General features: G+C 62.1%; 20 protein-coding genes and 2 tRNA genes. 18 read left to right on the top strand and 4 right to left on the bottom strand.

The genetic code is table 11. From position 1 onward, the window contains the following. The 14 genes from PQR53_RS29200 to nagZ all read left to right on the top strand — a co-directional run. The coding region (locus PQR53_RS29200) for a hypothetical protein (RefSeq protein WP_408461877.1) at positions 1-354 on the top strand (354 nt) is incomplete at its 5' end. A gap of 101 nt (positions 355-455) precedes the next feature. Further along, complete coding sequence (rpoE, locus tag PQR53_RS29205) at positions 456-1,055, top strand: RNA polymerase sigma factor RpoE (protein WP_006051939.1); 600 nt, start codon at positions 456-458, stop codon at positions 1,053-1,055. A gap of 82 nt (positions 1,056-1,137) precedes the next feature. After that, entirely contained in the window at positions 1,138-1,764 is a 627-nt protein-coding gene (locus PQR53_RS29210) for a sigma-E factor negative regulatory protein (protein WP_408461880.1), read from the top strand. A gap of 4 nt (positions 1,765-1,768) precedes the next feature. After that, the gene (locus tag PQR53_RS29215) at positions 1,769-2,812 is read left to right on the top strand and encodes a MucB/RseB C-terminal domain-containing protein (RefSeq protein ID WP_408461883.1); all 1,044 of its coding nucleotides are present in this window, start codon (positions 1,769-1,771) and stop codon (positions 2,810-2,812) included. A gap of 37 nt (positions 2,813-2,849) precedes the next feature. After that, positions 2,850-4,364 carry a DegQ family serine endoprotease gene (locus PQR53_RS29220; RefSeq protein ID WP_408461886.1) on the top strand — a complete coding sequence of 505 codons (1,515 nt, stop codon included), beginning with the start codon at positions 2,850-2,852 and terminating at the stop codon, positions 4,362-4,364. Beyond that, positions 4,361-4,651, top strand: a complete 291-nt coding sequence (locus tag PQR53_RS29225; RefSeq protein WP_408461889.1) for a glutaredoxin family protein — start codon at positions 4,361-4,363, stop codon at positions 4,649-4,651. Before PQR53_RS29220 ends, PQR53_RS29225 begins: the two co-directional genes overlap by 4 nt. Positions 4,652-4,900: 249 nt before the next feature. Then, positions 4,901-6,694, top strand: coding sequence for a translation elongation factor 4 (gene lepA, locus PQR53_RS29230; protein ID WP_408461892.1), 1,794 nt, complete (start codon positions 4,901-4,903; stop codon positions 6,692-6,694). 18 nt (positions 6,695-6,712) lie between these two features. Further along, positions 6,713-7,606, top strand: coding sequence for a signal peptidase I (gene lepB, locus PQR53_RS29235; RefSeq protein ID WP_408461895.1), 894 nt, complete (start codon positions 6,713-6,715; stop codon positions 7,604-7,606). A 175-nt stretch (positions 7,607-7,781) separates the two neighbouring features. Then, positions 7,782-9,029 carry a ribonuclease III gene (gene rnc / locus PQR53_RS29240; RefSeq protein ID WP_408461898.1) on the top strand — a complete coding sequence of 416 codons (1,248 nt, stop codon included), beginning with the start codon at positions 7,782-7,784 and terminating at the stop codon, positions 9,027-9,029. A gap of 55 nt (positions 9,030-9,084) precedes the next feature. After that, the gene (era, locus tag PQR53_RS29245; protein WP_408461900.1) at positions 9,085-9,984 is read left to right on the top strand and encodes a GTPase Era; all 900 of its coding nucleotides are present in this window, start codon (positions 9,085-9,087) and stop codon (positions 9,982-9,984) included. After that, positions 9,971-10,900, top strand: a complete 930-nt coding sequence (recO, locus tag PQR53_RS29250; RefSeq protein WP_408461903.1) for a DNA repair protein RecO — start codon at positions 9,971-9,973, stop codon at positions 10,898-10,900. Before era ends, recO begins: the two co-directional genes overlap by 14 nt. Beyond that, positions 10,897-11,661, top strand: coding sequence for a pyridoxine 5'-phosphate synthase (gene pdxJ, locus PQR53_RS29255; protein WP_408461905.1), 765 nt, complete (start codon positions 10,897-10,899; stop codon positions 11,659-11,661). Before recO ends, pdxJ begins: the two co-directional genes overlap by 4 nt. 16 nt (positions 11,662-11,677) lie before the next feature. Then, entirely contained in the window at positions 11,678-12,121 is a 444-nt protein-coding gene (gene acpS / locus PQR53_RS29260) for a holo-ACP synthase (RefSeq protein WP_179733391.1), read from the top strand. A gap of 70 nt (positions 12,122-12,191) precedes the next feature. Next, complete coding sequence (gene nagZ, locus PQR53_RS29265) at positions 12,192-13,220, top strand: beta-N-acetylhexosaminidase (RefSeq protein ID WP_408461908.1); 1,029 nt, start codon at positions 12,192-12,194, stop codon at positions 13,218-13,220. Between the two features lie 133 nt (positions 13,221-13,353). Here the strand turns inward: nagZ and PQR53_RS29270 are convergent, their stop codons facing one another. The 4 genes from PQR53_RS29270 to earP all read right to left on the bottom strand — a co-directional run bounded on the left by PQR53_RS29270 (position 13,354) and on the right by earP (position 17,673). Further along, positions 13,354-14,736 carry a sigma-54-dependent transcriptional regulator gene (locus tag PQR53_RS29270; RefSeq protein ID WP_408461910.1) on the bottom strand — a complete coding sequence of 461 codons (1,383 nt, stop codon included), beginning with the start codon at positions 14,734-14,736 and terminating at the stop codon, positions 13,354-13,356. A 316-nt stretch (positions 14,737-15,052) separates the two neighbouring features. Then, entirely contained in the window at positions 15,053-15,259 is a 207-nt protein-coding gene (locus PQR53_RS29275; RefSeq protein ID WP_179733385.1) for a CsbD family protein, read from the bottom strand. A gap of 283 nt (positions 15,260-15,542) precedes the next feature. After that, positions 15,543-16,100: an elongation factor P gene (gene efp / locus PQR53_RS29280; RefSeq protein WP_408461912.1), complete on the bottom strand. Its 558-nt coding sequence runs from the start codon at positions 16,098-16,100 to the stop codon at positions 15,543-15,545. Between the two features lie 382 nt (positions 16,101-16,482). Further along, positions 16,483-17,673 (bottom strand): elongation factor P maturation arginine rhamnosyltransferase EarP, encoded by a 1,191-nt coding sequence (gene earP / locus PQR53_RS29285; protein ID WP_408462123.1) that lies wholly within the window; start codon positions 17,671-17,673, stop codon positions 16,483-16,485. A 281-nt stretch (positions 17,674-17,954) separates the two neighbouring features. On the opposite strand from earP, the gene uvrC reads away from it, so the two are divergent. From uvrC to PQR53_RS29305, 4 genes are all read left to right on the top strand, one after another. Next, entirely contained in the window at positions 17,955-20,180 is a 2,226-nt protein-coding gene (gene uvrC / locus PQR53_RS29290) for an excinuclease ABC subunit UvrC (RefSeq protein ID WP_408461915.1), read from the top strand. Positions 20,181-20,288: 108 nt separating this feature from the next. Then, positions 20,289-20,882 carry a CDP-diacylglycerol--glycerol-3-phosphate 3-phosphatidyltransferase gene (gene pgsA, locus PQR53_RS29295; RefSeq protein ID WP_408461917.1) on the top strand — a complete coding sequence of 198 codons (594 nt, stop codon included), beginning with the start codon at positions 20,289-20,291 and terminating at the stop codon, positions 20,880-20,882. Between the two features lie 226 nt (positions 20,883-21,108). Continuing rightward, positions 21,109-21,184: transfer RNA gene (locus PQR53_RS29300), tRNA-Gly, on the top strand. Between the two features lie 62 nt (positions 21,185-21,246). Next, positions 21,247-21,322 (top strand) — tRNA-Gly (locus PQR53_RS29305).

The raw sequence follows: 21,322 nt of genomic DNA on the forward strand, positions 1-21,322 counted from the left end.
ATAGCGACGTTGGCCGCTTACACCTGCTTTGCGTCGCATCTGCGTGGCTCGCAGGTGGTTCCGTTGACGTTGGCCGTGTGGGCATTCTTGACGCTCTGTGCGATAAAGCATGAGCACGCGCAACCCGTCGCACTGAAAATCGGTCCGGACGGACTGTCCGTCTGGAATCGGACCGGCAGTTTGCTGATGCAGGGCCGCATTGCCGGCTGTTCGCAATGGAGCGGTCGTTTGCTTGTTCTGGCGCTGGCGCCGGACCATGGGCGCTCTCGTACGCTACTTCTTGCTGCTGACGCGCTTCCAGCGTTTGTCTTCCGGGAACTTGCCGTGCTGGGCCGGCGTGGCGCCCGTGCGTGACTGTAACGACTGTAACCGCTGTTACCGGAGTAACGTGCCGCGATGATGGGGACGCTACAATGGTCCCCCGCCATGCGCCCAATAGTTAACGGATTTATCAGGTGAGCGAAAAAGAAATTGATCAGGTGCTGGTCGAGCGCGTCCAGAAGGGCGACAAGGCCGCGTTCGAGCTTCTGGTCTCCAAATACCACCGTAAGATTCTCCGGCTGATCTCGCGCCTCGTGCGGGACCCGGCCGAAGTGGAAGACGTCGCCCAGGACGCCTTTATCAAGGCGTATCGGGCGTTGCCACAGTTTCGCGGCGAATCGGCCTTTTATACGTGGTTGTACCGGATTGCGGTCAACACGGCAAAGAACTACCTTGCGACCCAGGGGCGGCGCGCACCGACTTCGACGGAAGCAGATGCTGAAGAAGCTGAAACTTTCTCGGACGCCGACCAACTAAGGGATATCAACACGCCTGAGTCGATGTTGATGAGCAAGCAGATCGCTGAGACGGTCAATGCTGCAATGGCGGTTTTACCGGAAGAGTTGCGCACCGCCATTACTCTTCGTGAAATTGAAGGTTTGAGCTACGAAGAAATCGCTGAGATGATGGGTTGCCCAATTGGCACAGTCAGATCACGAATTTTCCGCGCTCGCGAAGCCATTGCGGCAAAATTGCGTCCGTTGCTTGACACACCCGAAGGCAAGCGCTGGTAAACACCGGCCCGCCGGTTGGGGCGCGGGTGCAATATCTGGATTAGTGGTGTCACTACGAGGTATTTGTAAGATGGGGAGCATCATGGGGTCGGTCTCGATGCAATCGCAAGCCAGCTCGCGCGGCGAGCGTCTGTCCGCTTTTGTCGACGGTGAGCTGTTCGGCGAAGAGCATCTGAACACGTTTGTTTCCGAACTGGACGGCGCGGATCGTGCCGCCTGGTCGTGCTATCACCTGATCGGCGACGCCCTGCGTTCCGACGATCTGGCGGTCAGCCCGGCGGCGAGCAGCGCGTTCCTGAGCGGTTTTGCCGCGCGTTTCGACAATGAGCCGCACGTGCTCGCGCCGGCTGCAATGCCGGTTGCGCGCCGTTTGCTGGCGCTGCGCCGGCGTGTGGTGCCGGCCTTTGCCGTCGCGGCTGCCGCGGCCACGCTGACGTGGATCGTCGTGCCGCAACTGCAAGGCGTGCCGGGCGGCCCGGGCGTGGCGCAGGTCGCGTCGATCCAGTCGCATGGCGATTCGGTGCAACGCGTGGCCATGGCGTCGGTGCCGGCCGCGACAGTCCAGCCAATCGCGCAAGACGCGAACATCATCCGTGACGCGAGTCTCGATCAGTATCTGGAAGCTCACCAGCAATTCGCGCAACAACCGGTCATGCCGGGCTCGATGCCGCTGATTCGCGCTGCCGCAGTTTCTACGCAAGGCCAATAGTTTGATGCAGACTCCGCGGTTGAATAAAACGACTATCTGGGGGCGGCTGCCGGCATTTCTGTTCTGCGCAGCCGTATTGTTGTCCGCTACACCGCGGGTCTTCGCACAAACCGACGATCCACTCGTCGCCCGTCGTACCGCTGCGGAGCTGCTCGATCGCATCCATCAGGCCGCCCAGCAGCAGAACTACGAGGGCGCGTTTGTCTATCAGCGCGGCAATTTCGTTCAGACGTCGCGGATTACCCATTACGCGACCCGGACGGACGGCGAATTCGAGCAACTCGAGAGCCTCGACGGCAAGCCGCGCAAAATGCTTCGCCATAACGACGATCTCTACACATTCGTGCCCGAGCGGCATCTGTGCGTGGTCGAGAAGCGCCAGAACAAGGATTCATTCCCGGCGTTGCTGGCTGTAAGCGGCGAGCAGGTGCTGTCTGTGTACGAGCCAAAGCTGCTCGGCGACGATCGCGTTGCCGGTGTCGACAGTCAGGTCATCGAACTCGACCCGAAAGACGCCTATCGCTTTGCTTATAAACTGTGGGCCGACAAGAAAACCGGCTTGCTGCTGCGCGCGCAGACACTTGATCCGAATGGTCAGGTGCTCGAACAGTTGTCGTTTTCGCAGATTCGTATCGGCGTGCCGGTGGACAAGACCCCTATCGTCAACGGTATTCGTAATACAGCAGGATGGACCGTGGTGCATCCGCCGGTCGAGCCGGTCGATATGGCTGCGCAAGGCTGGCAGATCACGCCGACGGTACCGGGTTTCCGCAAGATTCGTGAGCTGCGTCGCCCAATGGCCGCGCGTGACGCGGGCCAGCCGACCATTCCAGTCGACCAGGCGGTATTCTCCGACGGCCTCGCGGCCATTTCGGTGTTTGTCGAGCCGGTCGAGAACAATACGCGCAAGGAAGGCGCGGGTAGCAGCGGCGCCACCCACGTGCTGGTCAAGCGACGCGGCGACTTCTGGATTACTCTGCTTGGTGAAGTGCCCCAGACCACATTGCAGCAATTTGCGTCTGCCATAGAATATAAAGCTCCGAAGTAATCCTCCGAATCACTCGAATCCCTCGGCTTGCTACGATATGACGACTTTCTCGGTGCGCAAATTCCTCGCGGCCGCGGTGGTAGCGGCGTGTTTGCCGCTCGTGCCGCACATGGCGTCGGCGGCTCCAGCCGCCAATCTGCCCGATTTCACTGACCTCGTCGACAAGGTCGGCCCAGCAGTCGTCAACATTCGCACGACCACGCGCGTGTCGAACAGCGGTGCCCGGGGCGGATTGCCGCCGGGTATGGACGACGGTGACATGTCGGAGTTTTTCCGCCGCTTCTTTGGCATTCCATTGCCACAGTCACCGCAATCTCCGGGCGCCCCAAGCTCGCCGCGCGGCGACGATAACGGCGGAAGCGGCGGCAGCCAGGACTCGCCGGACAACAGCGATCCCGAACAGAACAGCGGCGTCGGCTCCGGCTTCATTCTGTCGGCTGACGGCTACGTGATGACCAACGCGCACGTCGTCGACGACGCGGACACTATTTACGTCACGCTCACCGACAAGCGCGAGTTCAAGGCGAAGCTGATCGGCGTGGACGATCGGACCGACGTGGCCGTCGTGAAGATCAGCGCTGCCAATTTGCCGACCATCACGATCGGCGACTCGAACAAGGTTCGCGTGGGCGAGTGGGTCGTCGCGATCGGCTCGCCATTCGGTCTCGAGAACACGGTGACGGCGGGTATCGTCAGCGCCAAGGGGCGTGATACGGGCGATTATCTGCCGTTCATCCAGACCGACGTAGCCGTCAATCCGGGTAACTCGGGTGGTCCGCTGATCAACATGCAAGGCGAAGTGATCGGCATCAACTCGCAGATCTACAGCCGCACCGGCGGTTTCATGGGTATTTCGTTCGCGATTCCGATCGACGAGGCGATGCGCGTGGCCGACCAGCTGAAATCCTCGGGCAAGGTCGTGCGTGGCCGGATCGCGGTGGCGATCGGTGAAGTGACGAAAGACGTGGCCGATTCGCTCGGGCTGCCGAAAGCACAGGGCGCGCTGGTCAGCAGTGTCGAACCGGGCGGTCCGGCGGATAAGGCGGGCGTGCAGCCAGGCGACATTATCCTGAAGTTCAACGGCCATTCGGTCGACACAGCAACGGACTTGCCGCGCATGGTCGGCGACACGAAACCGGGCACCAAGTCGACGATTACGATCTGGCGCAAGGGCCAGACGCGCGATCTGCCGGTCACGATTGCCGAGATGCAACCGGACAAGACCGCCAAGGCGGATCAGAAGAAGCCGCCGGTGCCGAAGCAGCGCGCCACGAACGTCCTGGGGCTGGCCGTCAGCGATATTCCTTCTGACCAACTGAAGGCGCTGAAACTGCACAACGGCGTGCAGATCGACGCGGTAGACGGGCCGGCCGTGCGCGTTGGACTGCAAAAGGGCGATATTGTCCTGCGCGTCGGCGACACGGACATCACGAGCGCGAAGCAGTTCGACGATCTGACCGCGCATCTCGACACGCAAAAGATGGTGGCGTTGCTGGTCCGTCGCGGCGAGAACACACAGTTCGTGCCGATTCGCCCGCGCGCGCAGAAATGAAACAGGTGGCGCCGCTCATGCTCTATGGGCGCGCGTGGTGCCACTTATGCGATGACATGCGCGCCGCGCTCGAGCCTTTGCTGGCTGAGTTTGGCGCGCAAGTCGTCGTGATCGACGTCGACACCGATCCGTTGCTGGAAGCGCGTTATAACGAATGGGTGCCGGTTCTCGTCTGCGACGGTGTCGAACTGTGTCACTATCACCTCGACGCGCCGCGGGTTCGTGCCGCACTTGCCGCACGCCTCACAGCGGCGCAATCGGAATCCCCGCATTCGGGGTCCAATTAAGGCTCCAGATCGCGCACGAACGTGCGTTGCCGCCTGCCTGTTTCACGTCTCTCCTGTCGACCCAGAGTTGGCGCTTCAGCGCTTACTCTGGTCCCATGCACGCTAGCTGCTGAGCCGTCTTTTCTGCCCGAGCTTCGCAAGATGCGCCGGGCGATAGCCTTTTCGGCTAAAATAGATAGGTTTTTCACCTACTTACAAGGCGTGCTCCGCTATTGTCCGAGCGCGCCTTTTTCGCTTGATCGGTACTGAATGGATCATATTCGTAACTTCTCGATCATTGCGCACATCGACCATGGCAAGTCGACGCTCGCGGATCGCATCATCCAGATCTGCGGTGGCTTATCCGACCGCGAGATGGAATCCCAGGTGCTTGACTCGATGGATCTCGAGCGCGAGCGCGGCATCACCATCAAGGCACAAACCGCCGCACTGACGTACAAGGCCCGTGACGGGCAGATCTATAACCTGAACATGATTGACACGCCGGGCCACGTCGACTTCTCGTACGAAGTCAGCCGCTCGCTGTCCGCATGTGAAGGCGCATTGCTGGTCGTCGACGCAAGCCAGGGCGTGGAAGCGCAAACCGTCGCCAACTGCTACACGGCGATCGAACTTGGCGTCGACGTGATTCCGGTCCTGAACAAGATCGACTTGCCGGCCGCGAACCCCGAGAACGCAATCGAAGAAATCGAAGACGTGATCGGTATCGACGCCACCGACGCTACGCGTTGCAGCGCGAAGACCGGCCTCGGCGTGGAAGACGTGCTCGAAGCGCTGATCGCTAAAGTGCCGCCGCCCAAGGGCGATCCAGAAGCACCGCTGCAAGCGCTGATCATCGACTCGTGGTTCGACAACTACGTCGGCGTGGTGATGCTGGTGCGTATCGTCAACGGCACGCTGCGTCCGAAAGACAAGATCCGCATGATGGCGACCGGCGCGCAATATCCGGTCGAGCATATCGGCGTGTTCACGCCGAAGTCGAAGAATCTCGAATCGCTGTCCGCAGGGCAGGTGGGCTTCATCATCGCCGGCATCAAGGAACTGGCCGCCGCGAAGGTGGGCGACACCGTCACGCTGGTGAACCGTCCCGCCGCCGAGCCGCTGCCAGGTTTCAAAGAAGTGAAGCCGCAGGTGTTCGCCGGTCTCTATCCGGTCGAAGCGAACCAGTACGACGCGCTGCGTGACTCGCTGGAAAAGCTGAAGCTGAACGACGCGTCGCTGATGTACGAGCCGGAAGTGTCGCAGGCGCTCGGCTTCGGTTTCCGTTGCGGTTTCCTCGGCCTGTTGCACATGGAAATCGTCCAGGAGCGTCTCGAGCGCGAATTCGACATGGATCTGATCACCACGGCGCCGACCGTGGTGTACGAAGTCCTGCAGCGCGACGGCACGGTCCTCATGGTCGAGAATCCGGCCAAGATGCCTGAGCCGTCGAAGATCGAGGAAGTGCGCGAGCCGATCGTCACCGTCAATCTGTACATGCCGCAAGACTATGTCGGCGCGGTGATCACGCTGTGCACGCAAAAGCGCGGCAGCCAGATCAACATGCAGTACCACGGCCGCCAGGTCCAGTTGACCTACGAAATCCCCATGGGCGAAGTCGTGCTCGATTTCTTCGATCGTCTGAAGTCGATCTCGCGCGGCTATGCGTCGATGGATTACGAGTTCAAGGAATATCGCGCGGCAGACGTCGTGAAGGTCGACATGCTGATCAACGGCGACAAGGTGGATGCGTTGTCGGTGATCGTGCACCGTTCGCAGAGCCAGTATCGCGGCCGCGAAGTGGCGTCGAAAATGCGCGAACTGATTCCGCGGCAAATGTACGACGTAGCAATTCAGGCCACCATCGGCGCGAACATTATTGCGCGCGAGAACATTAAAGCGTTGCGTAAGAACGTGCTGGCAAAATGCTACGGCGGCGATATTAGCCGTAAGAAGAAACTGCTTGAAAAACAAAAGGCAGGCAAGAAGCGAATGAAGCAGGTCGGGTCCGTCGAGATTCCGCAAGAGGCTTTCCTCGCGATCCTGCGTGTCGAAGACAAATAAGACGAACAACGGATCCCTATGAATTTTGCGCTGATTCTTTTTGTGCTCGTCATTTTGACGGGCGTCGCATGGGTCGCAGATAAACTGGTTTTCATGCCGCAACGGCGCCGCGCGGCGGAAGCCGCGGTCGCCGAGTTCGACCGCCAGCAGGCACGCGTCGGCGAGCGTTTCGCCGACGAAAATGCGGCGCAAACGCGCGCCCGTCTGCGTGACGACAAGCTGCGTCAACCGTGGTGGCTCGAGTATTCGGCGAGCTTTTTCCCGGTGATTCTGGTGGTGTTCGTGGTGCGCTCGTTCGTGGTCGAGCCGTTCAAGATTCCGTCGGGCTCGATGGTGCCGACTCTGCTGGTGGGCGATTTCATCCTCGTCAACAAATTCGACTACGGCATTCGCCTGCCGATCACCAACACGAAGATCACCGAAGGGCGTCCGCTCGAACGTGGCGACGTGGTGGTGTTCCGCTACCCGAAAGACGAATCGGTCGACTACATCAAGCGCGTGATCGGCTTGCCGGGCGACACCGTCGCTTATCAGGACAAGCAACTGACGATCAACGGCAAGCCGGTGCCGGAAACGCCGCTGCCTGACTACCTCGACGAAGAGCGCCTCGGCTACGCGAAGCAATTCGAAGAAGATCTGGACGGCCGCAAGAACGCGATTCTGAACAACCCGGCCGTGCCGCCATTCATCGTCGGTGCAGAAGATTATCCCTATCGCGATAACTGCACGTACAACGCACGCGGCGTGATTTGCAAAGTGCCGCCGGGCAATTACTTCATGATGGGCGACAACCGCGATAACAGCGCCGATAGCCGCTACTGGGGTTTTGCGCCGGATAAGAATGTCGTCGGTCGCGCGTTTTTCATCTGGATGAACTTCAGCAATCTGAAGCGCATCGGCTCATTCCACTGAGCACGCATGTCTTGATTGCACGACACGCCGCGCAGGTGGCCCACACTTCGGTCACATCAGTCGCGGCGTGTTAGCACGCTACTTTAAGAATCCGCGGTAACGTCGCTTCACCACGCTTTTTCCGCTGGCCGTCCCGCGTTTTCGCCGGGGCAGGCGCCCGCGTTATACTCTGCCCATGCCCCTATCTCCGTTGGAAAGCCGTCTGCGCTACGAATTTCGCAATGCGGAATTGTTGCGCCAGGCTTTAACGCACCGCAGTCATAGCTCCACGCACAACGAACGGCTCGAGTTCCTCGGCGATTCCGTTCTAAATTGCGCGGTGGCTGCGCTTTTGTTCCAACGTTTCGGCAAACTGGACGAAGGCGATCTGTCGCGCGTGCGCGCCAATCTGGTCAAACAGCAGTCGCTTTACGAAATCGCTCAGGCCCTGAATATCTCCGAAGGCCTGCGTCTCGGTGAGGGTGAACTGCGCAGCGGTGGCTTCCGCCGCCCGTCGATCCTTGCTGACACGCTCGAAGCGGTACTGGGTGCGGTATTCCTCGACGGTGGGTTCGACGCCGCTCAAACGGTCATCAAGCGCCTTTACGTGCCGATTCTCGATCATATCGACCCGCGCACGCTCGGCAAAGACGCCAAGACGTTGCTACAGGAGTATTTGCAAGGGCACAAGATTGCGTTGCCCACTTACACCGTCGTCGCGACGCATGGTGCAGCGCATAATCAGCAATTCGAAGTCGAATGCACGGTGCCGAAGCTCGACGTCAAGGTGTCCGGTTCCGGCGCGAGCCGTCGTGCGGCTGAGCAGGCCGCCGCCAAGAAGGCGCTCGACGAGGTGATGGCCGCCGCCCCTGCCGTGGTCGCCAAGCCGAAGCGCTCGAAAGGCGCCCGTGCGGCGAAGAAGAATGCCGAACAGGAGATCGTCCCTGGCGTGACCGGCGTACAGGCCGCGCTCGATTTGCGCAGCCCGGATCGCAAGAATGAGCGCGGGGCTGGGCGAGGTGAGTCCCGTGCCGCGCCGGTGACGGAATCCGCAGCCGAGAAGTCGACCCTGACTGCGACGTCCGCGCCGCTGGCTGTGATTCGTGCCGCGCACGTCGAATACAGCGGGCAGGACAAGTCGGAGCGCGCGGACAAGACGGAAAAGGCAGACAAAACGATCGTTCACGCGAGCGACCGGGCTGGTGACAAAGCCCCGGCGGACAAGCCAGCCGAGAAGGCGGACACCAAAACCGCAGACGCCAAGCCAGAAGGCACAAAGTCCGTTGACACAAAACCCGCCGAAGCCAAACCGGAAGCCGCCGCTATCCGCGGCACCGACAAGCACCGCAGCCGCGAAGCCGCACCTGGCGTGCCGGCACCTGTCGAACACGAACCCGGCGTAGCCGACGCGGTGCAAACCCGCGTCGCCGATGCGGGCCATTGATTGCCATCGGCGCGCCATTCTCCGCGCGTCGATCTGAACTTGCCGTAGCCCGAATATGAACGCTCCCACTCCCACTGGTTTTCGCTGCGGCATGGTCGCGATCGTCGGCCGCCCGAATGTCGGCAAGTCCACGCTGATGAACGCGCTGGTCGGCCAGAAAGTCAGTATCACGTCGCGCAAGGCGCAGACCACGCGGCACCGCATTACCGGCATTCATACACTAGAAGACGCACAGTACATTTTCGTCGATACGCCGGGTTTCCAGACCAAGCACAGCGGCGCGCTGAACCGCTCGCTCAACCGCGCGGTCACGTCCACGCTGACTTCGGTCGACGCGATCCTGTTCGTGATCGAAGCCGGCCGCTTCGGCCCGGACGATCAGAAGGTGCTCGATCTGATCCCGCCATCGGTGCCCACGCTGCTGATCGCGAACAAGCTCGATCGCGTGTCGGATAAGGACTCGCTGTTCCCGTTCATGCAGCAGGTCAGCGCGCTGCACAAGTTCGCCGAGATCGTGCCGTTGTCGGCGAAGAACCCGGACGACATCAAGCGTCTGATGGCGACCGTCAAGCCGTTCCTGCCGGAAGGCGCGCCAATCTATGGCGAAGACGACCTGACCGATCGCAGCGAACGCTTCCTCGCCGCAGAAATCCTGCGCGAAAAAGTGTTCCGCTGGACCGGCGACGAACTGCCGTACACGAGCACGGTACTGATCGACAAGTTCGAAACCGAAGGTCGTCTGCGCCGCATTTTCGCGACCATCATGGTGGAGCGCGATACGCAAAAGGCGATGATCATCGGCCAGAAGGGCGCCAAGCTGAAGCAGATCAGCACCGAAGCGCGCCTCGACATGGAAAAGCTGTTCGATGGCCCGGTGTATCTGGAAACCTTCATTAAGGTGAAGAGCGGCTGGGCGGACAACGAAGCCGGACTCCGTGCGTATGGGTACGAATGACGCGTGGATGACGCTGAATTCCGACGCTGACCCGGACGACTCGGCGCCGGCAGCGCCGGCTCGCGAGCCGTCCAAACCTGCGCGCAGTACCAGAAAATCCTCATCGAGCGCGAGAAGCGCTCAGGGTGCTCAAGGCGCTCAAAGCGCCCAAGGCGAGCCGCGCAAAGCACCGCCGCGCCGCGCGCCTCGCACCTCCGCTTCCGACTACCGGATCGCGGAGCAACCCGCTTTCGTCCTGCACAGCTATCCGTACCGTGAGACCAGTCTGATCATCGACGTGCTGTCGCGCGATCACGGCCGTCTCGCGCTCGTCGCGAAGGGCGCGAAACGTCCGCACTCCGCTTTGCGCGGCGTGCTGCAGACCTTCCAGCCGCTGGCGTTGTCGTGGTCCGGCAAATCCGAAGTGCGCACGCTGACCGGCGCCGAATGGGTCGGCGGCATGTTGCCTTTAGCGGGCGATGCGCTGCTGTGCGGCTTCTATGTCAACGAACTGCTGGTCAAATTCTGCGCACGCGAAGATCCGCATCCGCAACTGTTCCATCACTACGTCGTCACCATGACGCGCCTCGCGCATGACGAACCGCCGGTGCAGGTGCTGCGTTCGTTCGAACGTGTGCTGCTGCGCGAAACCGGCTATGCGATGGCGCTCGATCGTACCGTCGCGCGCAAAGCCGTGCAGGCCGAAGGCCGCTATGTGTTCGACCCGGAGCGCGGCGTGCGCGAAGCGTCCGACGATCTGCCCGCGCAATGGCCGGTGATCGCCGGACAGACCTTGCTCGATATGGAAAAGGACGATTACCATCGAGCGCAGACCGTGGCGCAAAGCAAAACGCTGATGCGCTTCCTGCTCAACACTTATCTTGGCGGCACGCCGCTCGCGACGCGCCAGATCCTGATCGACTTGCAGAACTTATGAGCTTCTTTCTTACGTCGCCGAATGTGATTGACCTGGGCGTGAACATCGATCACGTCGCCACGCTGCGCAACGCGCGCGGCACCGCTTACCCCGATCCGATCCGCGCCGCGTTGATGGCCGAAGAGGCCGGCGCTGACGTGATCACGCTGCATCTGCGTGAAGACCGCCGCCATATCGTCGATGCCGACGTGCGCACACTTCGGCCGCTGCTGAAAACGCGCATGAATCTCGAATGCGCCGTGACCCCGGAGATGCTCGACATCGCGTGTGAAGTCGAGCCGCACGACGTTTGCCTCGTGCCGGAAAAACGTCAGGAACTGACCACTGAGGGCGGCCTCGACGTCGCCGGTCAGTTCGAGGCCGTGCGCGCCGCATGCAGGCAACTCGCCGAAGCGAACTCGCGCGTGTCGCTCTTCATCGATCCGGACGAAACGCAAATCCGCGCCGCGCACGAAGCGGGCGCGCCGGTGATCGAGCTGCACACGGGCCGCTATGCTGAAGCGCACGATCCCGCCGAGCAGCAGCGCGAATACGAGCGCGTGGTGCGTGCCGTCGAGTTCGGCGCAACGCTCGGCATCAAGGTCAATGCGGGCCATGGCTTGCACTACACCAACGTTCAGCAGATCGCCGCGATCGAGGGCATCGTCGAACTGAATATCGGCCACGCGATTGTCGCGCATGCGATCTTCGCCGGCTGGGATAACGCGGTGCGCGAGATGAAGGCGATCATGGTCGCCGCCCGTCTCGGCGCACGCGCGTAACGCCGCGGCATCGCATATGACGATCTACGGCATCGGCACGGACATCGTTCAGGTCAGCCGCGTGGCCGCGGTGATGACGCGCACCAACGGGCGCTTCGCCGAGAAGGTGCTCGGTCCGGACGAGCTGCGCGTGTATCACGCTCGCCACGCGCGGTCGGCAGCGCGCGGTCTCGCCTTTCTGGCGACGCGGTTCTCCGCCAAAGAAGCGTTCTCGAAGGCGATCGGCCTCGGCATGCGCTGGCCGATGACCTGGCGCGCTCTGCAAACACTCAACAGGCCGAGCGGCGAGCCCATGGTGGTCGCATCGGGCGAACTCGCTGAATGGCTCGACGCGCGCGGCATCACGGCGCGCGTGACGATCAGCGACGAACGCGACTACGCCGTGTCGTTCGTGATCGCTGAAACGGGCGAAGCGGCGCGAGGGCCGGACGCCCCGCACGCACCCGCGAGCGACGAATAAAAAATATTTTGAACACGGCGCGCGTCGGCCGTGTCTCTCTTTGTCTCAAGCTTTTTTCTAGCGGAATTCGATGAAACTCACTCCCGGGCCGGTCATGCTCGACGTAGTCGGCAAAACGCTGAACGTCGACGACAAACGCCGCCTTGCCCATCCGATGACTGGCGGTGTGATCCTGTTCGCACGTCATTACGAGAGCCGCGCGCAATTGATCGCGCTGACTGATTCGATTCGCGTGATTCGCGATGATCTGCTGATTGCCGTCGATCACGAAGGCGGCCGCGTACAGCGCTTTCGCACCGACGGCTTCACGGTGCTTCCGGCCATGGGCAAGCTCGGCGCGCTGTGGGACAGCGACGTGTTGCATGCCACCAAGGTGACGACCGCGGTCGGCTATATCCTCGCGGCCGAATTGCGCGCGTGCGGCATCGATATGAGTTTCACTCCGGTGCTCGATCTGAATTACGGCCAGTCGCAGGTGATCGGCGATCGCTCGTTCCATCGCGATCCGCGCGTCGTGACGTTGCTGGCGAAGAGCCTCAATCACGGTCTCGCGCTGGCCGGCATGAGCAATTGCGGCAAGCATTTCCCGGGGCACGGTTTCGCGCAGGCGGACTCGCACGTCGCCATGCCGGTCGACGACCGTCCGCTCGACGAGATCCTGCGTGACGACGTGGCGCCGTACGATTGGCTTGGGGTGGCGCTCGGGGCCGTACTCCCCGCACATGTGGTTTATCCGCAGGTCGACTCGAAGCCGGCGGGCTTCTCGCGTGTCTGGCTGCAGGACATCCTGCGCAAAAAATTGCGCTTTGAAGGCGCGGTCTTCAGCGACGATCTGTCGATGGAAGCCGCGCGCCAGGGCGGCACGTTGACGGAAGGCGCGAGCGCCGCACTGCAAGCCGGTTGTGACATGGTGCTGATCTGCAATCAGCCGGATGAAGCGGAGAAGGTGCTGGACGCACTGCGCTTCACGCCGTCGAAGGAGTCGCAGCAGCGGCTCAAGCGCATGCGGCCGCGCGGCAAGGCGCTGAAGTGGAGCAAGCTGGTGGCGGACCCGCAATATCTGCAAGCGCAGGCGTTGCTGCGCAGCGCGTTTGCATGAGCGGCGGATAGACCGCGGGTCAGCTACTTCAAGCATTTGCATTGAACAAAAAAACGGCGCCTCACTATCAGGCGCCGTTTTCCATTCAAGCCAGGCTTCACGCGAACGCCGGCCTCCAGCCGGCCTCACTCACTCAGTTCAATCGCATCCGTTGCAGCTTGTTGTACAGCGTCTTCGGACTGATCCCCAGCAGCGACGCCGCGCGATGCCGCGTGCCGCCGACGGCATCCAGCGTCGCGCGAATCAACATTTCCTCGACGTCCGCGAGTGGCGTGCCGACGGTGACCTGCACGCGGCTGCCGTTCAGATCGCGGCCATTCACCGAGCCTGCTTCATCGGCGCGCAGCGATTCCAGCACGTCGCCCGATGCGTGATAGGCCCGGCGCACGCGATCCTGCAACTCGCGCACATTGCCCGGCCACTGGTACGCAAGACACTCGCGCAGGAAGTTCGGTCCGACCTGCTTGGCGACGTCCGACATGCCGCGCGCGGTGCCTTCGCGATTCAATTCGTCGACGACGGCTTGCGCGATCAGCGCCGCATCTTCGCCGCGCTCGCGCAGCGGCGGCAGCGTTAAAGCGGCCGCTTCGAGACGCAGCGCCAGATCTTCGTGCAGGCTGCCGTCGGCAACCGCCGCGCGCGGATTTTTGCGCGTGGAGGTGATCAGCCGGAAGTCAGTTGCCACCTGATTCGTGCCGCCAACCCGCATGAAGGTCTGCGAATCGAGTGCGCGCAGCAGTGCTTCCTGCTGGGCGCGCGGCAGTTCGGCAATTTCCTCGATGAACAGCGTCCCGCCGCTGGCCTGCTCGAACAGACCCGGCTCGCGCTGCTCGGCGCCGCTGAACGCGCCGCGTTCGTGGCCGAACAACACGCTATCGAGCGAGCGATGCGCCGCGACGCTGCCCGCCGTGCGGCAATCGAACGTGACGAACGGCCCTTTGCGGCGCCGGCTCATGTCGTGCAGCGTGCGTGCGGCGACCTGCTTGCCCGTGCCGGCTTCGCCGGAAATCAGCACAGCGGCTTCAGTCGGCGCGACGTGTTCGATCGTGTCGTACACATGCTGCATCACACCGCTGCGGCCCAGTATCGAGCCGAAACGGCCGAGTTGACGCAACGACGCGCGCAGCGTCTGGACCTCTTCGGTCAGTTCGTAAGGACGCGGAATGCGCGCGAGCAGGCTACGCAAACGCGGGATGTTGACCGGTTTGAGCAGGTAGTCCCAGATGCCGTGGCGCAGGCCCTCGATCGCGCTCTCGACCGTCGCATTGCCTGTCATGACGATCACGGGCAGGGCGCCGCCGGGTGGATGCGCCGGCAAGTGCTGCAACACGTCAAGGCCACTGCCGTCCGGCAGATTCAGATCGACCAGCACGACATCGGGGATAAAGCGGGTCAGCGCCGCCCGGGCCTCGGCGATGGTGGTCGCGGTGTCGACCGAGAAACCATCGGCGGCGAGGATGGCGGACAGACCTGACAGGCTATTGGGATCGTCTTCAACAATCAGGGCGTGGGGCATGGCGAGCGCTATTTTTTAGATTGACGGAATGCCCGGCATGCGGCGCCGAATACTTTGGCGCGCGACACGGGCGCGATGGCTGGCCGGTACTGCCGGTCGAATACCGCACCGCGCGAGCAGCAGCCGGTCCCACGGCTGCGCAGCCGCCGATGCCAACCAATTGGCATGAGCGCGACGCTGGTCGTGGAGTGCGACGTGCAAGCGGAATTCGGGCGACTCGACTCACGAAGTTCTGGTCCTTTGCTTTTCAGTGGATGGCCGCCGTGACGCGCTGTGGCGCGTGAGCGGCTCATCTGTATTTCCTTCATTCGACCGGTTAGAAATGCCGGTTGCTATCAAAGAAGCGCCGTACCTCAAGTTCCGCCTGCTCGCGGGTCTTGCCGTAACGCTCCTGGATCAGCCCCGCCAGTCTGTCGGCGTGGCCTTCCGCCTTGGTTAGCTCGTCGTCCGTCAATTCACCCCATGCTGCCTTGGCCTTGCCGACCATTTGCTTCCACTTGCCTTCAGCGATGTCGTTATTCATATCGCATCTCCGGAGTTGATGAAATAAAGCCGTGACGGCCTGTAACCCAACGAAGCATGGACTGTGCCAAAGCTAATTACTTAAGTTTATCAATGGTTTGACGAATGCGAAGCAGGAAGAAAGGGCTGCGGACTGGTATTTTCGAGAAACCTGCCGGTAAAGTTTTCCTCAACCATACACGGCGGCGCAAAAAAGAAAAAGCGCCCATGGCGGGCGCTTTTTTTTACCATTTTTTTATTGCCGCGCCGCACTTGCTCCGGCGTGGGATGCAGGCGGCAGACGCTTAGGCGCGGCTGCGGTACTCGTGCGTACGCGTGTCGATTTCGATCTTGTCGCCGATGGCGCAGAAGAGCGGCACTTGCAGTTCGAAGCCGGTGTTCAGCTTGGCATTTTTCAATACCTTGCCCGACGACGTATCGCCCTTGACAGCCGGTTCCGTGTAGGTGATTTCGCGGACCAGCGTGGTCGGCAGTTCGACCGAGATGGCCTTCTCGTTGTAGAACACGACTTCGCAAGCCATGCCGTCTTCGAGGTAATGAAGGGCGTCGCCCATCATTTCGTTTTCGACTTCGAACTGGTTGTAGTCGGCGTCCATGAACACGTACATCGGGTCAGCGAAGTACGAGTAGGTGACTTCCTTGCGCTCCAGCACCACGACGTCGAACTTGTCGTCTGCCTTGTACACGTTTTCCATGCCTGCGCCGGTCAGCAGGTTCTTGAACTTCATCTTGACGACGGCGGAGTTGCGGCCCGATTTGTTGTATTCGGCCTTTTGCACGACCATCGCGTCTGCGCCGATCATTACTACGTTGCCGGTGCGGAGTTCCTGTGCGGTCTTCATAAAACTGTCCTGTACGAAATAAGTAGCTTCAACTTTTGCTCAACGGCATACGGCGCAAGCGGCTTCGCTGCTCCTCGCCATACGGCGCGGGACCGCCTGGGAGCGGTGCGTGGAGCATGGCCGGCTGGCCGCGGTGACCCGCGGCGAGGCTGCAAATCTGCAACTCCTTGCAACCCCCTGCAACCGTTACCTGCTTTTTACCCTGTGCGGGCGTGATCACGAGTGGCGCCGATGCCGAGTTTGCCTCGCGAGTCGATCTGGCCAGTTAGTCTGGCGCATTGATTTGCCAGACGAATTTGCCAGATGAGTTTGCAAGACGAGCTTCCAACACTTACTCGCTGCGATCGGGCCGCGCTTGCGTCGTCGGCCGTTGGATAACCGCTTATTTTAACTGACTTTTTGCGAACAAGGCCAGATTTCCGGCGAGGTCGCCTACCTGGGACAGTTCGGCGGCCCAGTCGGCCGCGCGCTGTTTCAGCGCCGCGTGGTGGTGCCGGAATTCCGCCCAGTCCGGCCGGCCCGCGCCGTTCCAGGCGTGCCAGAAGCGTGCGAGCGCGTCCCGCGCGTCACTGGGGAGGGTGCGGCCGTAGTGGGCGAGCGCTGCGTCGAGCTTGGGCAAATGGGCGTCGTCGGCCTGGGGGTAGATGTGCCAGATAAAGGGTTTGGCGGCCCATTGGGCGCGCACGAACGAATCTTCGCCGCGCACGAAGTTGATGTCGCTGGCCCATAGCAGCGCGTCGTAGCCGGGTTGCTCCGTGAAGGCGAGCGCGTGGACGCTGAGGCCGCCGCGCTCGGCGTGCGAACCGGCGGTGAACGAAGGCAGGCCGAAAAAGCGCGCGATCGCGCCCGAAATGCGGCCTTCCGGGACCAGCAGAACGACCGGTTCGGCGCTGTCGCGCCATTGTTCGAGCAGGCTGTCGACGGCGGGGTTTTCGTAGGCGAACAGCGAGACGACCGTGGCCGTTGACGGCGGCGCGCGGCCGGTGGCGGTCAGCCACCACGCTTCGCGCGCGGGTTGCGAGGTTTCGAAGGCCGCCCGCGCGGTGTCCAGATGGCGTTCCTTCAGCACGCCGCCGGTGCCGGGGCCGAGTCCGGGGAAAAAGAAGGTCTTGGTCAGCGGGTAGCGGGGATGCGGCGAGGGCCGCAGATGGAAATCCGCGACCCAGTCTTCGGCGCTCAGATATTCGAGGTTGAACCAGACTGGCGCGCGTTCGCGCCGCGCCATCGCCGCGACGTAGATCGGCGGCAATTCACAGGCAAATGCCTCGATCACGACGTCGGCCACTTCGAGCGTATCGCCCGCGTGGGCCGGCTCGTGCCAGTGTTCGACGACGATGCCGCCGACCGCCTGGCGCGCGCGATCCAGCGCCAGCGAAGGGCATAGTTTCTGGAACGCGTGCAGGTCGTCGACGAACACACGCACCTGCCAGCCATGCTCGCTCGCCAGTTGGCGCGCGAGACGCCAGCACACGCCGATGTCGCCGAAATTGTCGATCACCGCGCAAAAAATATCGCAGGCGATTGCCGCGGGCGCAGCAGTGGCCGGTTCGGAAGGAGGCGGAACGGAGGACATGGTGGCGTGGGTCGCAGAGTGGAACGGACGGCTGGTTGGATGGCGCGGAACCTTGCTGGCGGGCGACGCAATCAGATGCAGCCGCCCCAGCATGCGCCGCTGCATCGCGCCATTCGATGCAGCAGGGTTCGAACGCACGCGGAATGCTCTAAACTGGCGATTCTAAAGCACTCATCCGCGGTTCCGCGCCTAAGTGACCGCCAGGTGACCATAAGTGACCCCTGAGCGCGCAGCACGTAGGCAGAGGCTTCTGCGGCACTGTCCCAGCCAACCGATTCTGCATGACCGAACCCGAAGCAACCGACGTTTTCGAGCCGAAAAAAGTGCTCGCCCAATTGCCGCATCTGCCCGGCGTCTATCGCTATTACGATACGCAGGGTGCGGTGCTTTACGTGGGCAAGGCGCGCGATCTGAAAAAGCGCGTGTCGAGCTATTTCACGAAGACGCTGCTGTCGCCGCGCATCGCGATGATGGTGACGCGCATCGCGCGCATCGAGACAACCGTGACGCGCTCCGAGGCTGAAGCGCTGCTGCTCGAAAACAATCTGATCAAGGCGCTGGCGCCGCGCTACAACATTCTGTTTCGCGACGACAAATCGTATCCGTACCTCAAGCTGACCGGCCACAAGTTTCCGCGCATGGCGTATTACCGCGGCTCGGTGGATCGCAAGAATCAATACTTCGGCCCGTTCCCGAGTGCCTGGGCGGTGCGCGAGAGCATCCAGATCCTGCAGCGCGTGTTCCAGTTGCGCACCTGCGAAGACTCCGTGTTCAACAATCGCACGCGGCCGTGTCTGCTGCATCAGATTGGCCGTTGCACGGCGCCGTGCGTCGCGGCGATCAGCGAAGAAGATTACGCGCGCGATGTCGCCAATGCGTCGCGTTTTCTGCTCGGCCGGCAGGGCGAAGTGATGAAGGAGCTCGAGCAGAAAATGCACGCGTTCGCGAGCGAGTTGAAGTTCGAGCAGGCCGCGGCGGTGCGCAATCAGATGAGTTCTCTGTCGACCGTGCTGCATCAGCAGGCGATCGAAGTCGGCGGCGATAGCGACGTGGATATTCTCGCGGTCGTCGCGCTCGGCGGGCGCGTGTGCGTGAATCTCGCGATGGTGCGCGGCGGACGGCATCTGGGCGACAAGGCGTATTTTCCGGCGCATGTGGAAAGCGCGTTGACGGTTGCGGAGGGCGGGCTTGAAGAGGGTGGCGAAGACGAGCTGCTGATCGACGTCGCAGGCGGCGCCGGCCTGGCATCTGACGAGGGCGTACGCGGCGACAGCGCGTCGTCCGATGCAGCTGACGCGCTCGCGATCGCCGAGGAGATGCCGTCAGAAGAAGACGACGATGAAGAGGACGCTGCGGTCGAGGCAGAGGCGGATGCGTTGGATGATGCGGCGGACTCCGACTCCGACTCCGACTCCAAAGTCGAGCCTTCGGCGCAACGCAAAGGCCGTGCAACCGCCGGCGGCATCGAATCTGAAGTGCTGGAAGCGTTCATCGCGCAGCACTACATCGGCAATCGCGTGCCGCCGGTGCTCGTGGTCAGCCACGCGCCGGCCACGCGCGAACTGGTCGATGTGCTGATCGAGCAGGCCGGCCATAAGGTGACCGTGCTGCGCCAGCCGCAAGGTCAACGGCGCGCATGGCTCGCGATGGCCGAGCAGAACGCGCGGCTCGCGCTCGCACGCCTGCTCTCCGAGCAAGGCTCGCAGCAGGCCCGCACGCGGGCGCTCACCGACACGCTCGGCATGGAGTGCGACGACCTCGCGCATCTGCGTATCGAGTGCTTCGACATCAGCCACACGATGGGCGAGGCGACCCAGGCGTCGTGCGTGGTGTATCACCATCACAAGATGCAGTCGTCCGAGTACCGCCGCTACAACATCACCGGCATCACGCCAGGGGACGATTACGCGGCGATGCGCCAGGTGCTCACGCGCCGTTACGAGAAGATGGTCGCGCAAGCCGCTGCGAATGCCACTGACGAAGCCGCCGAATTGCAAACCGATGCCTCCGCGGACCCGTCCGTCGCACCGGATGCAGCGGAGCCGGTAGCGGCTGGCGGCATCCTGCCGACCATCGTGTTGATCGATGGCGGCAAGGGCCAGGTCGAAATCGCACGCCAGGTGTTCACCGAACTGGGTCTCGATACCAGCATGCTGGTCGGGGTCGCGAAGGGCGAGGGCCGCAAGGTCGGTCTCGAGACATTGATTTTCGCCGACGGCCGCGCGGCGCTCGAACTCGGCAAGGAAAGCGCGGCGCTGATGCTGGTCGCGCAAATTCGTGACGAGGCGCACCGTTTCGCCATCACCGGCATGCGCGCGAAGCGCGGCAAGACACGCCAGACATCGCGCCTTGAAGAACTCGAAGGAGTGGGCGCGAAGCGACGCCAGCGGCTGTTGGCGCGCTTTGGCGGCCTGCGCGGGGTGGTTGCGGCGAGCGTCGAGGATCTGGCGAGCGTCGAAGGGATTTCGCAGGCGCTGGCCGAGCAGATCTACCGGCAGTTGCACTGATCCGGCGTCGAAGCGGCGCGCGTGCAAGGCGCCGCGCGCCGCTTTGCTTGTGGCAGGCCTTGTGACACGGCACAATTGCATCTCCCTTGTCAGACGCTGCGCCTGCCCATGCCGTTTAATTTCCCGATTTTCCTGACTTGGCTGCGGATCGTTCTGATTCCGCTCGTCGTCGGCGTGTTTTATTTGCCCGACATGATGATGAGCCCGGCACACCGCAATCTGGCAGCCGCGACGATTTTCATTCTGGCGGCGCTGACCGACTGGTTCGACGGCTATCTGGCCCGCAAATGGAATCAGACCTCGGCGTTCGGCGCGTTTCTCGATCCGGTCGCCGATAAGCTGATGGTGACGGCCGCGTTGCTGGTGCTCGTGCAACTCGCGCGGATCGATTCTGCGATTGCGCTGGTGATCGTCGGCCGCGAGATCGCTATCTCGGCGCTGCGCGAATGGATGGCGCAGATCGGCGCCTCGAAGAGCGTCGCGGTGAATTCGCTCGGCAAGTTCAAGACCGTGTGTCAGATGGTGGCGATTCCGATGCTGCTGTTCTATGGGCCGTTGTCGTTCGGCGGCGGTGTCACTGTCGACACGCGTGTCTGGGGCCTGTGGTTGATCTATCTGGCCGCGTTCCTGACGATCTGGTCGATGCTCTATTACATGAAGCTCGCGTGGCCACAGATCCGCGAGCGGAGTGGCGTTGCCTGATTGAAGATGGATCATCGAAGCGCCAGGTCGGGGCGCTTGAAGCATGTCCGCGCATGCCCGACGTCTGCGAAGCATGAGTGAAATCTTTTCAGTTAAAGACATTCGCAAAAGGGGTTGACACGTTTCAGTCGTTTCTCCATAATCTCGTTTCTCCGATGCACGCAGTTTGAAGCGCGATGCGGTAAGAGCGTAGTTGCAGTAACAAGGCAGCAGTTAGCAGGACAATGCGGGAGTAGCTCAGTTGGTAGAGCGCAACCTTGCCAAGGTTGAGGTCGCGAGTTCGAGCCTCGTCTCCCGCTCCAATTTTTAAAGCAACGCGTTGTTTGGCGAAGTAAAAGTGCAAGGCGTTGTGAAGTAGGGCAATGCGGGAGTAGCTCAGTTGGTAGAGCGCAACCTTGCCAAGGTTGAGGTCGCGAGTTCGAGCCTCGTCTCCCGCTCCA

Origin of the sequence: Paraburkholderia fungorum (genome assembly GCF_046027605.1) — a bacterium.
Lineage (GTDB): Bacteria > Pseudomonadota > Gammaproteobacteria > Burkholderiales > Burkholderiaceae > Paraburkholderia > Paraburkholderia fungorum_F.

What these genes read in the sequence shown, in the direction of transcription:
- pdxJ (WP_408461905.1), top strand. Translation starts at nt 10,897, where the DNA reads ATGAGCTTCTTTCTTACGTCGCCGAATGTGATTGACCTGGGCGTGAAC.
- lepA (WP_408461892.1), top strand. Translation starts at nt 4,901, where the DNA reads ATGGATCATATTCGTAACTTCTCGATCATTGCGCACATCGACCATGGC.
- acpS (WP_179733391.1), top strand. Translation starts at nt 11,678, where the DNA reads ATGACGATCTACGGCATCGGCACGGACATCGTTCAGGTCAGCCGCGTG.
- earP (WP_408462123.1), bottom strand. Translation starts at nt 17,673, where the DNA reads ATGTCCTCCGTTCCGCCTCCTTCCGAACCGGCCACTGCTGCGCCCGCG.
- lepB (WP_408461895.1), top strand. Translation starts at nt 6,713, where the DNA reads ATGAATTTTGCGCTGATTCTTTTTGTGCTCGTCATTTTGACGGGCGTC.
- PQR53_RS29215 (WP_408461883.1), top strand. Translation starts at nt 1,769, where the DNA reads ATGCAGACTCCGCGGTTGAATAAAACGACTATCTGGGGGCGGCTGCCG.
- pgsA (WP_408461917.1), top strand. Translation starts at nt 20,289, where the DNA reads ATGCCGTTTAATTTCCCGATTTTCCTGACTTGGCTGCGGATCGTTCTG.
- PQR53_RS29270 (WP_408461910.1), bottom strand. Translation starts at nt 14,736, where the DNA reads ATGCCCCACGCCCTGATTGTTGAAGACGATCCCAATAGCCTGTCAGGT.
- uvrC (WP_408461915.1), top strand. Translation starts at nt 17,955, where the DNA reads ATGACCGAACCCGAAGCAACCGACGTTTTCGAGCCGAAAAAAGTGCTC.
- PQR53_RS29220 (WP_408461886.1), top strand. Translation starts at nt 2,850, where the DNA reads ATGACGACTTTCTCGGTGCGCAAATTCCTCGCGGCCGCGGTGGTAGCG.
- PQR53_RS29210 (WP_408461880.1), top strand. Translation starts at nt 1,138, where the DNA reads ATGGGGTCGGTCTCGATGCAATCGCAAGCCAGCTCGCGCGGCGAGCGT.
- PQR53_RS29225 (WP_408461889.1), top strand. Translation starts at nt 4,361, where the DNA reads ATGAAACAGGTGGCGCCGCTCATGCTCTATGGGCGCGCGTGGTGCCAC.
- efp (WP_408461912.1), bottom strand. Translation starts at nt 16,100, where the DNA reads ATGAAGACCGCACAGGAACTCCGCACCGGCAACGTAGTAATGATCGGC.
- PQR53_RS29275 (WP_179733385.1), bottom strand. Translation starts at nt 15,259, where the DNA reads ATGAATAACGACATCGCTGAAGGCAAGTGGAAGCAAATGGTCGGCAAG.
- rnc (WP_408461898.1), top strand. Translation starts at nt 7,782, where the DNA reads ATGCCCCTATCTCCGTTGGAAAGCCGTCTGCGCTACGAATTTCGCAAT.
- recO (WP_408461903.1), top strand. Translation starts at nt 9,971, where the DNA reads ATGGGTACGAATGACGCGTGGATGACGCTGAATTCCGACGCTGACCCG.
- nagZ (WP_408461908.1), top strand. Translation starts at nt 12,192, where the DNA reads ATGAAACTCACTCCCGGGCCGGTCATGCTCGACGTAGTCGGCAAAACG.
- era (WP_408461900.1), top strand. Translation starts at nt 9,085, where the DNA reads ATGAACGCTCCCACTCCCACTGGTTTTCGCTGCGGCATGGTCGCGATC.